Consider the following 13,428-nt stretch of genomic DNA (forward strand, 5'->3'; position numbering starts at 1 on the left):
GCCCGCCAGCGCGCCGGCCAGGGCGCCCAGCGGGAACTCCCGGCGGGCGAGCAGGGCCGCGGCCACCGCGAAGACCACGGTCGCCACCCCGGCGGTGACCCGGCGGGCGGCCGGGCGCCAGCGCCACGCCTGGAGGTCCAGGCTGTCGGCCACCTGGTCGGTGACGTCGTGGACCACCGGGGCCGGCGGGGCGGCGTGGATGCGGACGAGCCGCAGGACGGCGCCGTCACCGACGCCCGCGGAGGCGAGGGTGGAGTCGTGCGGCAGGGCGGAGCCGTCGGCGGTGAGCAGCTGCCTGGTCAGCGGGCGCGAGGCGGCCCGGTCGTCCAGCAGCCGGAGGATGTCCGGAAGGAGCTGCCCGACCGGGGTGTCGGAGGGCAGGACCAGATCGGCGCGGCGCCGCTCGCCGACCAGGGTCACCCGGCTCATCTCCGCACGGGAAGTCATTGCCGTACTCACTGACGCAACCCCATCATCGTGACTTCTCGGAATTCCAGGACCGGTGCGACGGCGGGATCAGCGGCCCGGAAGGCCGTACTGCTGGGACTGCCGCTGCTGCTTCTCCTGCTCGGCCCGCTGCTTGTCCAGGGTGTGCTGGAGGAAGGACCAGCCGACACAGCCGGCGCACAGCACGGCGGTGATCGCGATTCCCGCGAAGACCTTGCCCAGGCGCTCGTCGGCCGTGCGCCGCGCGCGTCCCGTACCGAACAGGAGCGCGTCCCGCATCCGCCGGCGGCGTACGCCCACCGACTCCAGCAGCTGACTGTCGTAGTCCCGCGCCATCCATCCCCCCTTTGCCACTGCAACATATGTCACATGAGGCGATGATCGGCACACGGGGTGGCCGGATCGGTACGGAGACGCCCGGGAAGCGGCCGGGACCGGGGACCGGCGCGATTCATCCGTTCCGGTGGGTGAGTGGACGAAACGTACACTTCAGTCCGGCCCCGAGGCCGCCTAGCGTCGCTCCGGCACACGTATTCCACGGAAGGGCTCACCCCGTATGACCAGCAACGAGACGCCGCGCGGACCCGTCGACTCCTCCCGCGTGCCCCGGTACGCCGGACCCGCGACGTTCGCCCGGCTGCCCCGCCTGGACGAGGTCGGCACGGCGGACGTCGCCGTCGTCGGGGTGCCGTTCGACTCGGGCGTCTCCTACCGGCCCGGCGCCCGCTTCGGCGGGAACGCCATCCGCGAGGCGTCCCGGCTGCTGCGCCCCTACAACCCGGCCCAGGACGCCTCCCCCTTCGCCCTCGCGCAGGTCGCCGACGCCGGGGACATCGCGGCCAACCCGTTCCACATCGAGGAGGCCGTGGAGACCGTCGAGGCCGCCGCCGACGCGCTCCTGGACACCGGAGCCCGGCTGATGACGCTCGGCGGCGACCACACCATCGCCCTGCCGCTGCTGCGCTCCGTCGCCAAGAAGCACGGACCGGTCGCGCTGCTCCACTTCGACGCCCACCTCGACACCTGGGACACCTACTTCGGCGCCGCCTACACCCACGGCACCCCGTTCCGCCGGGCCGTCGAGGAGGGCATCCTCGACACCTCGGCGCTCTCCCACGTCGGCACCCGGGGCCCCCTCTACGGCAAGCAGGACCTCACCGACGACGCCAAGATGGGCTTCGGCATCGTCACCTCCGCCGACGTCATGCGGCGCGGCGTGGACGAGGTCGCCGACCAGCTGCGCCAGCGCATCGGCGACCGGCCGCTGTACATCTCCATCGACATCGACGTGCTGGACCCGGCGCACGCCCCCGGCACCGGCACCCCCGAGGCCGGCGGCCTCACCTCCCGCGAACTGCTGGAGATCGTGCGCGGCCTGTCCTCCTGCCGGCTGGTCTCCGCCGACCTGGTCGAGGTCGCCCCCGCGTACGATCACGCGGAGATCACCTCCGTCGCCGCCTCGCACACCGCGTACGAGCTGACGACGATCATGACCCGGCAGATCGCGGAGGCCCGGCAGCGTTGAGTCACGACCACCACGACGAGCGGCCCGCGCTCACCCCGGCCCAGACCGCGGCCGCGCTGAACCCCCCGCCGGGGCGGACCGGCGGCGACCTCGTCGTCGAGACGCTGCGCGGCCTCGGCGCGACCACGGTCTTCGGGCTGCCCGGACAGCACGCGCTCGCGCTGTTCGACGCGCTGCGCCGCTCGCCGCTGGAGTACGTGGGCCTGCGCGTCGAGAACAACGCGGGCTTCGCCGCCGACGCCTACGGCCGGATCACCGGCGAGGCCGCCCCGCTGTTCCTGTCCACCGGGCCCGGCGCGCTGACCTCGCTCGCCGCGCTCCAGGAGGCGGCGGCCGCCTCCGCGCCCGTGCTCGCCGTCTCCGCCCAGGTCCCCGTCCGGGGCCTCGGCGGCGGCCGGCACGGCATGCTGCACGAACTGCGCGACCAGCAGGCGTCGTTCCGGGACGTGGTGAAGTCCGTCCACACCGTGCGCGCCGCCTCCCAGATCCCCTCCGCGATCGCCGCCGCCTGGGAGTCCGCGCTGACGGCCCCGCACGGCCCCGTCTGGGTCGAGATCCCGCAGGACGTCCTGGAGGCGGCCACCTCGCTGCCCGTCGTATTCGCCCCGGACGCCACCCCGCGCGAACTCCACGCCCGCCCGGAGCTGATCGCGGTCGCCGCCGACCTGCTGTCCCGCGCCGAGCGCCCGGCGGTCGTCGCGGGCGGAGGCGTCGTACGCGCCGACGCCTCCGGCAAGCTGCGCGCGCTCGCCGAGAGGCTCGACGCCCCGGTCGTCACCACGTACGGCGGCAAGGGCGCCTTCCCGCACACCCACCCGCTCTCGCTCCAGTCGTGGGTGGAGGACCGGCACGTCACGGACTTCCTGGAGGACGCCGACGTCCTGCTCGTCGTCGGCTCCGGACTGGGCGAACTCTCCTCGAACTACTACACCTTCGCCCCGCGCGGCCGGGTGATCCAGATCGAGGCGGACGCCGGCAAGCTGGAGGCCAACCTCCCGGCGCTCGGCATCCACGCGGACGCCCGCGACGCGCTCGCCGACCTCCTCGACGCGGTCGCCCCGCGCACCGACCCGGCCGCCGCCGCCCGCGTCACCGCCGTCCTCGACCGCGTACGGGACCGGATCGCCGCCCAGGGGCGCGACCTGGAACAGGGGCTCCTGACCGCGATCCGGACCGCCCTGCCCGACGCCTCGCCCAGCTTCTGGGACATGACGATCCTCGGCTACTGGGCCTGGGCCGCGTTCGACGCCCGCCGCCCGAACACCATGCACTCCGCCCAGGGCGCGGGCGGCCTCGGCTACGCCTACCCGGCGGCGCTCGGCGCGGCGGTCGCCGACCCGACGCGGCCGGTCCTCGCGGTCTCCGGCGACGGCGGCGCCATGTACTCGCTGGCGGAACTGGCCACCGCCCGGCAGTACGGCCTCCCGGTCACCTGGCTGATCGTCGACGACGGCGGCTACGGCATCCTGCGCGAGTACCTGACCGGCGCCTTCGGCGAGACCACCGCCACGGAGCTGGCCCGCCCCGACTTCACGGCCCTCGCCGCGTCCTTCGGCGTGCCCGCCGTCCGCACGACCCCCGAGACGCTGGCGGCGGACCTGGCGGAGGCGTTCGGCCGGCCCGGACCCTCGGTCGTCGTCCTCCCGGCCCTGCTGCGGATGTTCGAGCCGACCCACCTGTAGCGGCCCCGCCGGGATTCCGGTGGCGCGTACAACCTTCCGGGCGCCCGTGAGTCATCACTTGCGGGCGCGCCGGGGGGCCGCCCGCCGGAATCACTCAGGGGGAACACACCCATGACCACGTCCCGTACCGCCGGGCGCGCCCGCGCCGCGCTCTGCGCCGCCGTCGCCGCCGGGGTCCTCGCGCCCATATCCTTCGCGGCGGCGCCCGCGTCCGCCGCCACCGCGCAGGTGAGCTGCACCTCCGGCCGGGCCGGGCTCGCCGCGAAGCTGACCAAGGACATCACGGCCGCGCTCAAGGGCCGCGCGTCCACCGTCTCCATGGCGCTCTACGACCGGACCACCAAGACCACCTGCACCCTGCGCGCCACCACGAAGTACGACTCCGCGAGCATCGTGAAGGCGACCGTGCTGGCCACGCTCCTGTGGGACAACGCCAAGACCGGCCGCCACCTCACCCAGCGCGAGGTCGACCTCAGCACCAAGATGATCACCAAGTCCGACAACGACGCGACCACCGCCCTGTGGAAGCAGCTCGGCGTCGCCAAGGTCAACGCCTTCCTCAAGGCGGCCGGCATGACCCACACCGTCCCCGGCTCCGGCGGCTACTGGGGCCTGACCCAGATCACCGCCCAGGACCAGCAGCGGCTGCTCTCCCTGCTCACCTCGAAGAACTCCGTCCTCACCACCGCCTCCCGCTCCTACGAGCTGGGCCTGATGAAGAAGGTCGTCTCCTCGCAGCGCTGGGGCACCCCGGCCGGCGCCCTCACCGGCACCACCGTCCAGGTCAAGAACGGCTGGCTCCAGCGCGCCACGCACGGCTGGCGGGTGCACAGCATCGGCGCCTTCACCGGCAACGGCCACGACTACGCGCTCACCGTCCTCACCCAGGACAACAAGACGATGAGCGACGGCGTCAACACCATCCAGGCCGTCGCCCGCGCCGTCCACAAGGACCTCAACCCGCGCATCATGCACGCCGCGACCTTCGCCGTGCCCAGCGCCCCGCAGGAAGCCCTCCCGCCGGTCCCGGAGGCCCCCGCCGGCCGCATGCTCACCGCCCGGCCCCGCTAGGGGGCGTCCGAGCGGCGGCGAGACCTAGGACCAAGGTCTCGTCTTCGCGGCGGCGGGATGAAATCCGCAGCCCACCGCGTTGGTGCCTTCCGTCGGATCAGGTCGGACGGGAGGCACCGGGTGGCGGACGCACGGGATACGGGGCGCGGGCAGCGGGGCGGCTGGGCGCGGAGACTGAGCGGCTACGCCTGGCGCTACCGGCTCAACGTCCTGCTGGCCCTCGGCTCCTCGCTGGGCGGTATGGCCGTGATGGCCCTCGTCCCGCTGCTCACCAAGGTCATCATCGACGACGTGGTCGTCGGCCACACCCGCTCCCTGGCCGTGTGGACCGGGCTGCTGATCGCCGCCGCCGTCGTCGTCTACGCCTTCACGTACATCCGCCGCTACTACGGCGGCCGGCTCGCCCTCGACGTCCAGCACGACCTCCGTACGGGCATGTTCGCGTCCATCGCCCGGCTCGACGGCCGGCGCCAGGACGAACTGTCCACCGGACAGGTCGTCGGCCGCGCCACCAGCGACCTCCAGCTCATCCAGGGCCTGCTCTTCATGCTCCCGATGACCATCGGGAACGTCCTGCTCTTCCTGATCTCCCTGGTGATCATGGCGTGGCTGTCGCCGCTGCTGACCCTCGTCGCCGTCGCCGTCGCCCCCGCCCTCTGGTACATCGCCCGCCGCTCCCGCACCCGGCTCTTCCCCGCCACCTGGTACGCCCAGTCCCAGGCCGCCGCCGTCGCCGGAGTCGTGGACGGGGCCGTCTCCGGCGTCCGCGTCGTCAAGGGCTTCGGCCAGGAGGAGCAGGAGACCGGCAAGCTGCGCGAGGTCGGCCGCAAGCTGTTCGCCGGCCGGCTGCGCACCATCCGGCTGAACGCCCGCTACACCCCCGCCCTCCAGTCCGTGCCCGCGCTCGGCCAGGTCGCCATGCTGGCCCTCGGCGGCTGGCTGGCCACCCGGGGCGAGATCACCCTCGGCACGTTCGTCGCGTTCTCCACGTACCTCGCGCAGCTCGTCGGCCCGGTCCGGATGCTCGCCATGGTCCTCACCGTCGGCCAGCAGGCCCGCGCCGGCGTGGAACGCGTCCTGGAACTCATCGACACCGAACCCACCCTCACCGACGGCACCAGGGAACTGCCCGCCGACGCCCCGGCGAGCGTCGAGTTCGAGGACGTACGGTTCGGCTACGCCCGGGACGGGGACGGCGGAGCCGAACCGCGCCCGGTCCTGGACGGCTTCTCGCTCACCATCGAACCCGGCGAGACCGTCGCCGTGGTCGGCGCCTCCGGCAGCGGCAAGTCCACCGTCTCGCTGCTGCTGCCCCGCTTCTACGACGTGTCGCACGGCGCGGTCCTCGTCGGCGGCCACGACGTGCGGGAGCTGACCCTCGACTCGCTGCGCGCCGCCATCGGACTCGTCCCCGAGGACAGCTTCCTGTTCTCCGACACCGTCCGCGCCAACATCGCCTACGGGCTGCCCGGCGCCACCGACGAACAGATCGAACAGGCCGCCCGCTCCGCCCAGGCCGACCGGTTCATCGCCGAACTGCCCGACGGCTACGACACCAAGGTCGGCGAACACGGGCTCACCCTCTCCGGCGGCCAGCGCCAGCGCATCGCGCTCGCCCGCGCCATCCTCACCGACCCCCGGCTCCTCGTCCTCGACGACGCCACCTCCGCCGTGGACGCCCGCGTCGAGCACGAGATCCACGAGGCGCTGCGCCAGGTGATGGCCGGACGCACCACCCTGCTCATCGCCCACCGCCGCTCCACCCTCAACCTCGCCGACCGGATCGCGGTCCTGGAGAACGGCCGGCTCGCCGACCTCGGCACCCACGAGGAGCTGGAGCGCCGCTGTCCGCTGTACCGGCGCCTGCTCACCGACCCGGACGAGCTGGGCGCGCCCTCGCCCGGCCACCGCCCGGCCGAGGTGGCGAAGGCGGCCGAGGACCCCGCGCGCGACCGGGCCCTCCAGGAGGAGATCGACGCCCAGTTCGACGCCGAGCGCGGGATCACCCCCGAGCTGTGGGTGCGCCGCGAGGAGGACCGCGCCACCGACACGGCCGGCACCCCCGCCACCCCGGAGCTGCTCGCCCAGGTGGCGGCCCTGCCCCCGGCGACCGACACGCCGGACGTGGACGAGGCACGCGCCGTGCACCCCGAGGACTCCTACGGGCTGCGCAGGCTGCTGCGGGGCTTCGGGCTGCCACTGCTGGTGAGCCTCGGCCTGGTCGCCGTGGACGCGGGCGCCGGACTGCTGCTGCCGGTGCTGATCCGCAACGGCATCGACGACGGCGTCACCAAGCTGGCGCTGGGCGCGGTCTGGACGGCGTCCGCCTTCGCGCTGGTCGTCGTCCTCGTGCAGTGGGCGGCCCAGATCGGCGAGACCCGGATGACCGGCCGCACCGGCGAGCGGGTGCTGTACGCGCTGCGGCTGAAGATCTTCGCCCAGCTCCAGCGCCTGGGGCTCGACTACTACGAACGCGAGCTGACCGGCCGCATCATGACCCGGATGACGACGGACGTGGACGCGCTGTCCACGTTCCTGCAGACCGGGCTCGTCACCGCCTTCGTCTCCGTGGTCACCTTCCTCGGCATCATGGTCGCGCTGCTGGTCCTCGACGTGGAACTGGCGCTCGTCGTCTTCGCGACCCTGCCCGTCCTCGTCGTCGGGACCGTCTTCTTCCGCCGCAAGAGCGTCAAGGCGTACGAGCTGGCCCGCGAGCGGATCGGGGTCGTCAACGCCGACCTCCAGGAGTCCGTCGCCGGGCTGCGCATCGTGCAGGCGTTCCGCCGCGAGCGGGACGGCGCCGACCGGTTCGCCGCCCGCAGCGACGACTACCGCCGGGCGCGGGTGCGCGGGCAGTGGCTGATCTCGGTCTACTTCCCGTTCGTCCAGCTGCTCTCCTCGGTGGCCGCCGCGGCCGTGCTGATCGTCGGCGCGGGCCGGGTGGACGACGGCACGCTCACGGCGGGCGCGCTGGTCGCCTACCTGCTCTACATCGAGCTGTTCTTCGCGCCCGTGCAGCAGCTCTCCCAGGTCTTCGACGGCTACCAGCAGGCCGCCGTCTCCCTGGGCCGCATCCAGGAACTCCTGCGGGAACCGGCCACCACCGGCGACCGGGGCGAGACGCGCGAGGTGCGCGCGCTGCGCGGCGAGATCGCCTTCGAGGACGTGTCGTTCGCGTACGGGGACAAGGAGGCCGCCCTGCGGGGCGTCGATCTGCGCGTCCCGGCCGGCCAGACCGTGGCGTTCGTCGGCGAGACCGGGGCCGGCAAGTCCACCCTGGTCAAACTGGTCGCCCGGTTCTACGACCCCACGGACGGCCGGATCACGGTGGACGGCACCGATCTGCGCGACCTCGGGCTCACCGCGTACCGGCGCCGGCTCGGCGTCGTCCCGCAGGAGTCGTACCTCTTCGCGGGGACGGTGCGGGACGCCATCGCCTACGGGCGGCCCGACGCCTCCGACGCGGAGGTGGAGGCGGCGGCCCGCGCGGTCGGCGCGCACGACATGATCGCCACCCTGGAGGGCGGCTACCTCCACGAGGTGGCCGAGCGGGGCCGCAACCTGTCGGCCGGGCAGCGCCAGCTGATCGCGCTCGCCCGCGCCGAACTGGTGGACCCGGACATCCTGCTGCTCGACGAGGCCACCGCCTCGCTCGACCTGGCCAGCGAGGCCCTGGTGAACCAGGCGACCGACCGGCTCGCGGGGCGGCGCACCACGCTCGTGGTCGCCCACCGCCTGACGACCGCCGCACGCGCCGACCGGGTCGTGGTGATGGACCACGGCCGGGTGGTCGAGGACGGCACGCACGACGAACTCCTCGCCCGCGACGGGCACTACGCGGTGCTGTGGCGCACGTTCATAGGGGAGGACGAGCCGGCCGGGGTCTGATCAGTCGCCCTCGCGGATGCCGGAGATCCGGCCCGTCGCGAGGTCGGAGCGCACGGTCAGCCAGGTGTACACGGGGTCCTCGGCGGTCCCCCAGGTGAGCCGGACCGTGGACCAGGTGTGGCCGGCGCCGCTGTGTCCGGCGGTGACCCGGTGGTCCACCGGCACGTCCTGGGCGAGCAGCACACCGTCGGCGTGGTGGGCGGCCTCCCAGTCGCGGAGGCGGTCGCGCAGCCCGGGGGTGAGGTAGAAGCCGCGCAGCGCGGTGGCCAGCGAGCGCCCGTCCCCGGCGGCGACGGCGTCGATGTACGCGGCGTAGAAGTGGTCGACGAGCCGGGACTCCTGGGTGGAGGTCTCGTCGTGCGCGGGTGCCGCCGGGGCCGCCGCCTGCGGGGCCGCGGCGGCGGAGGGAACGGCGACGGCGGCGGCCAGGAGGGCGGCGGCGAGCAGCGTACGGCCGCGGGTGCGCCGGGCCGAACGAGTACGGGTCATGGCGGTTCCTACCTTTCGTGGGGGTCTGTCCTGCCGGGCTCCATGGTGGGCCGGGGAGCCCCCGGGCCCCTGCCGGACCCGCCGGGCGCAACCTCTCCGGGGCCTCCCGCGTCGTACGCAGGGACACACCTGTGCGCCCAGGTGTCGGATTCGGGTGCGGATGTTCGATGAAGTGATGGGGCTGCTGTGACCAGAGGGACAGAACGACAGGTCTGGGGCGCACGGCGCGGGCTCTGCCGGCGCGCTGCCGCGCTCACCCTGGCGGCGGCCTTCGCACTGGTTCTCGGCGGGGCGGTCGCGGGCAGCGCGGACGCGGCCTCGGTGTGCGCCGGGCGCCCCCGTACGACGGTGAAGTTCGCGACGGGCGAGCTGCGCGTCTACAAGTCCCGTGCCTATGCCTGCGCCACCGCCGTCGCCGCCAAACCCGGCAAGCGCCGCCCGATGGCCGTGACCATCCAGCCGCGCGGCGGCCACCCCGTCACGGACAGCGGGCGCTACACCCGCCAGGCCGGGCCGGTGACCGTCCACGCGCTCAACCGGTGCGTACGGGTCTCCGGCGTGGTCGCGGGCGGCAGCGGTCGCACCAGCTGGATTCTGTGCTGACCGGGTGACACGTCCCCGTACCCGGCAAGGGGGTCTGGTGGTACGGGGGTTGCCCCGCTAGGTTCACCGCGTCAGCTGTGAACCAAGAGGTGTCTCCCGGGACCTGTTCGTGATCGGCGGGACGCCTCCCCAGGGGAGGACGCGCATGCGCAAGGCGCTCAGAGGGATTCTGTCGCTCGCGGTGCTCATCGGCACGGTCGGTGCGACGGGAGCCTCGGCCGGGGCGGCCACCGCCGCCGAACCGGCCCCGCTCGGCACCGCCGCGAGCGACAGCGGAACGAGTACGGACATCAAGGACCGCATCCTGGCCATCCCGGGCATGCGCCTCGTCGAGGAGAAGCCCTACGCGGGCTACCGCTACTTCGTCCTCGAATACACCCAGCCCGTCGACCACCGCCGCCCGTGGAAGGGAACGTTCCAGCAGCGCCTCACCCTGCTGCACAAGGACACCTCCCGCCCCACGGTCTTCTACACCAGCGGCTACAACGTCTCCACCAACCCCAGCCGCTCCGAGCCGACCCGGATCGTGGACGGCAACCAGGTGTCGCTGGAGTACCGCTTCTTCACCCCGTCGCGCCCCTCGCCCGCCGACTGGTCGAAGCTCGACATCCGGCAGGCCGCCGACGACCAGCACCGGATCTTCACCGCGCTCAAGCGGATCTACTCCGGGAACTGGATCGCCACCGGCGGCTCCAAGGGCGGCATGACCGCCACCTACTACGAGCGCTTCCACCCCCGGGACATGGACGGCGTCGTCGCCTACGTCGCCCCCAACGACGTGGTGAACAAGGAGGACTCCGCCTACGACCGGTTCTTCGCCCGGGTCGGGACGGAGGAGTGCCGCGACAAGCTCGGCGGCGTCCAGCGCCAGGCGCTGATCCGCCGCGGACCGCTGGAGGAGAAGTACCGGCGGTACGCCGCCGAGAACGGCTACACCTTCACCACGACCGGCTCCCTGGACCGGGCGTACGAGGCCGTCGTCATGGACTACGTGTGGGCGTTCTGGCAGTACAGCCTCCTCGCCGACTGCGACCGGCTGCCGGCCGACGCCGCGAAGGCCACCGACGAGGAGATCTGGAACTCCGTCGACGCGATCTCCGGCTTCTCCGCCTACACCGACCAGGGCCTGGAGCGCTACACGCCGTACTACTACCAGGCGGGCACCCAGCTCGGCTCGCCGGACATCCGGCAGCCCTGGCTCGGCGACCTCAGCCGCTACGGCTACCAGCCGCCGCGCAACTTCGTCCCGCGCTCCATCCCGATGCGCTTCCAGCCGCAGGCGATGCGGGACGTGGACACCTGGGTGCGCCACCACGCCCGGAACATGCTGTACGTGTACGGCGAGAACGACCCGTGGGGCGCCGAGCGCTTCCGGCCCGGGGCGGGCGCCCGTGACAGCTACGTCTTCACGGTGCCCGGCGGGAACCACGGCTCGAACGTCGCGGGCCTCGTCCCCTCCGAGAACGCCACGGCCACGGCCGCGATCCTGCGCTGGGCGGGCGTCGCCCCGGCCGCCGTCCAGCAGGACGCGTCGAAGGCGAAGCCGCTCGCGAAGTTCGACGCCCGGCTCGACAACAAGGACCTGACGACCGACCACCGCCTCGGCGTCCGGCGCCCCTGAGCCCCCGGCACCGGGCCCCCGTCCACCGCACCCGGCGGCGGAGGGGGGCCCGGTCCGCGTAGGGGGAGGCGCCCGGACCCGCGCCTCGCCCGACCCCTAGTACGTCAGCCCGTACCCCACCGGGTAGAGCACCTTCGACGGGTCGTCGGCCCGTTGCACCGGCACCGGGAGCTTCCCCTCGGGGCGGGCCCGGCCGGCGATCACCCGGGCCGCCGCGCGCAGTTCCACGTCGGTCCAGGAGTAGGTGGCCAGGTGCGCCGCGTGCCCGGTCCCCGCCAGGTGGGCGATGTCGTACGGGTTGCGGATGGCGAGGGTGATCACCGGGACGCCCGTCGCGGCCAGCTCGCGCACCAGCGTCCGCTGCGCACTGGTCGCCGACACGTTGTACGTCCCCACCACCACCGCGTCCTTGCCGGCCGCCGCCGCCACCGCCGCGTCGATGGCCGCCCTGCCGGGCGCGGTCCCGGTGGACAGGGCGGTCGCGGTGAAGCCCAGCTCGTTGAACGCCTCGGCCAGCGTGGTGGTGGGCGGGCCCGTGGTCCCCGAGGGGGACGCCGGGTCGGCGCCGACGACCAGCAGGTTCCGGTGCGAGCGGCGCGACAGCGGCAGCAGCCGGCCCTCGTCGGCCAGCAGGGTCGTCGTGTGCTCGGCGATCCGGTCGGCGGCGGCCAGGTGTGCCCGGGTGCCCACCGTGCGGTCGACGCCGCGCGCGGTGACGTAGGGCCGCTCGAACAGTCCCAGCTTCGCCTTCAGCCGCAGGATGCGCAGGATCGATTCGTCGAGCCGAGCCTCGCTGATCTCACCGCTCTTGACGGCCGCCAGCAGCGCGTTCCACGAGACCTCCAGGCTCGGCGGGTTGAGCAGCTGGTCCACACCCGCCTGGAGCGCCAGGACCGGCACCCGCTCGTCCCCGTACTTCGTGCGCACGCCCTGCATGCCGAGCGAGTCGGTGACCACCACCCCGTCGTAGCCCAGCTCCTCGCGCAGGATGCCGGTGAGGATCGGTTTGGAGAGCGTCGCCGGGTCCTCGGACGGGTCGAGCGCGGGCACCACGATGTGCGCGGTCATGATCGAGTCGATGCCCGCCGCGATGGCAGCCCGGAACGGCGGCGCGTCCAGCTCGGCCCACTGCTCGCGGGTGTGCCCGATGACCGGCAGGCCGGTGTGGCTGTCGGTGCTGGTGTCGCCGTGGCCCGGGAAGTGCTTGGCGGTGGAGGCGATCCCGGCGCTCTGATACCCCTTCACCTGGGCGGCGACCATCCCCGCCACGGACTGCGGGTCCGAGCCGAAGGAGCGGACGCCGATCACCGGGTTGGCCGGGTTCACGTTGACGTCGGCGTCCGGCGCGTAGTTCTGCCGGATGCCGAGGGCGGCCAGTTCGGCGCCCGCGATCTGCCCGGCCCGGCGGGCGTCGGAGCGCGAACCGCCGGCGCCCAGCGCCATCGCGCCGGGCATCAGCGTGGCCGGCTCGCCGACGCGGCAGACGATGCCGTGCTCCTGGTCGGTGGAGATCAGCAGCGGCAGCGGGGTCGGGCCGGCCAGCCCCGCGCGCTGGATGCCGTTGGACAGCTCGGCGATCTGGTGCGGGTCGCGGGTGTTGTGCGCCCAGGCGAAGTAGATGATGCCGCCCACGTGGTACTTGGCGATCATCTCCGCCGCCGTGCGCACCCCGATCTCGGCGAGGTTGGCGTCGATGTCGGCCTGGTCCGGGTCGGTGGCCGAGTGCCCGTAGACCCGCATGACGAAGAGCTGGCCGACCTTCTCCTCCAGGCTCATCCGGGAGATGAGCCGCTTCAGCCGCCGGGTCGTGGCGGCGGAGGAGTGGCTGCTGTGCGCGGCGCCCGGGGAGGCGAGGGCGCCGGGGGCGGTGGCCATGCCCGCGGCCGCGGCGACGGCGGTGGCGGCGGTGGCGGTGAGAAGGGTCCGTCTGGAGGTGCGGTGGGGCACGTGAGCTCCTTCGGCCGTACTCGGTGACGAGGGGGAGGTGAAAGAAACTTCCAAGGAGCACGGATATCCAGAAAATAACTTCCGGTCAAGGGTGCGGACCGTTTTGCGCGCGTCCCCTCCGCCCCCGCGTCCCCTCGCCCCTCCCCCCTCCCGCG

General features: G+C 73.5%; 10 protein-coding genes. 6 read left to right on the forward strand and 4 right to left on the reverse strand.

Going from position 1 to position 13,428, the window contains the following annotated elements:
• A partial coding sequence (locus MHW47_RS21900) for an EsaB/YukD family protein (protein ID WP_239225495.1) occupies nt 1-447 on the reverse strand: 447 nt, incomplete at its 3' end.
• Between the two features lie 69 nt (nt 448-516).
• A complete protein-coding gene (locus MHW47_RS21905; protein WP_239225496.1) occupies nt 517-783 on the reverse strand; it encodes a hypothetical protein in 267 nt (88 codons plus the stop codon).
• A 220-nt stretch (nt 784-1,003) separates the two neighbouring features.
• Between MHW47_RS21905 and speB the strand changes: the two genes are divergently transcribed.
• From speB to MHW47_RS21925, 4 genes are all read left to right on the forward strand, one after another.
• A complete protein-coding gene (speB, locus tag MHW47_RS21910) occupies nt 1,004-1,972 on the forward strand; it encodes an agmatinase (RefSeq protein ID WP_239225497.1) in 969 nt (322 codons plus the stop codon).
• Nucleotides 1,969-3,654, forward strand: a complete 1,686-nt coding sequence (locus tag MHW47_RS21915) for a thiamine pyrophosphate-binding protein (protein WP_239225498.1) — start codon at nt 1,969-1,971, stop codon at nt 3,652-3,654. The genes speB and MHW47_RS21915 overlap by 4 nt, the downstream gene beginning before the upstream one ends.
• A 111-nt stretch (nt 3,655-3,765) precedes the next feature.
• The gene (locus MHW47_RS21920; RefSeq protein WP_239225499.1) at nt 3,766-4,725 is read left to right on the forward strand and encodes a serine hydrolase; all 960 of its coding nucleotides are present in this window, start codon (nt 3,766-3,768) and stop codon (nt 4,723-4,725) included.
• A gap of 120 nt (nt 4,726-4,845) precedes the next feature.
• Nucleotides 4,846-8,613 (forward strand): ABC transporter ATP-binding protein, encoded by a 3,768-nt coding sequence (locus MHW47_RS21925; RefSeq protein ID WP_239225500.1) that lies wholly within the window; start codon nt 4,846-4,848, stop codon nt 8,611-8,613.
• Here the strand turns inward: MHW47_RS21925 and MHW47_RS21930 are convergent, their stop codons facing one another.
• Nucleotides 8,614-9,102, reverse strand: coding sequence for a hypothetical protein (locus tag MHW47_RS21930; RefSeq protein WP_239225501.1), 489 nt, complete (start codon nt 9,100-9,102; stop codon nt 8,614-8,616).
• Between the two features lie 186 nt (nt 9,103-9,288).
• Between MHW47_RS21930 and MHW47_RS21935 the strand changes: the two genes are divergently transcribed.
• Complete coding sequence (locus MHW47_RS21935; protein ID WP_239225502.1) at nt 9,289-9,705, forward strand: hypothetical protein; 417 nt, start codon at nt 9,289-9,291, stop codon at nt 9,703-9,705.
• A gap of 145 nt (nt 9,706-9,850) precedes the next feature.
• Nucleotides 9,851-11,326: a S28 family serine protease gene (locus tag MHW47_RS21940; protein ID WP_239225503.1), complete on the forward strand. Its 1,476-nt coding sequence runs from the start codon at nt 9,851-9,853 to the stop codon at nt 11,324-11,326.
• Between the two features lie 96 nt (nt 11,327-11,422).
• On the opposite strand, the gene MHW47_RS21945 is transcribed toward MHW47_RS21940, so the two are convergent.
• Nucleotides 11,423-13,273, reverse strand: coding sequence for a glycoside hydrolase family 3 protein (locus MHW47_RS21945; protein ID WP_239225504.1), 1,851 nt, complete (start codon nt 13,271-13,273; stop codon nt 11,423-11,425).
• Nucleotides 13,274-13,428 lie beyond the last annotated feature (155 nt).

The sequence above is a fragment of the Streptomyces sp. OfavH-34-F genome (genome assembly GCF_022347745.1).
GTDB lineage: Bacteria > Actinomycetota > Actinomycetes > Streptomycetales > Streptomycetaceae > Streptomyces.

Bases quoted from the DNA above. Each gene is read 5' to 3' on its own strand.
- speB (WP_239225497.1), top strand. From the start codon at position 1,004: ATGACCAGCAACGAGACGCCGCGCGGACCCGTCGACTCCTCCCGCGTG.
- MHW47_RS21905 (WP_239225496.1), bottom strand. From the start codon at position 783: ATGGCGCGGGACTACGACAGTCAGCTGCTGGAGTCGGTGGGCGTACGC.
- MHW47_RS21930 (WP_239225501.1), bottom strand. From the start codon at position 9,102: ATGACCCGTACTCGTTCGGCCCGGCGCACCCGCGGCCGTACGCTGCTC.
- MHW47_RS21940 (WP_239225503.1), top strand. From the start codon at position 9,851: ATGCGCAAGGCGCTCAGAGGGATTCTGTCGCTCGCGGTGCTCATCGGC.
- MHW47_RS21920 (WP_239225499.1), top strand. From the start codon at position 3,766: ATGACCACGTCCCGTACCGCCGGGCGCGCCCGCGCCGCGCTCTGCGCC.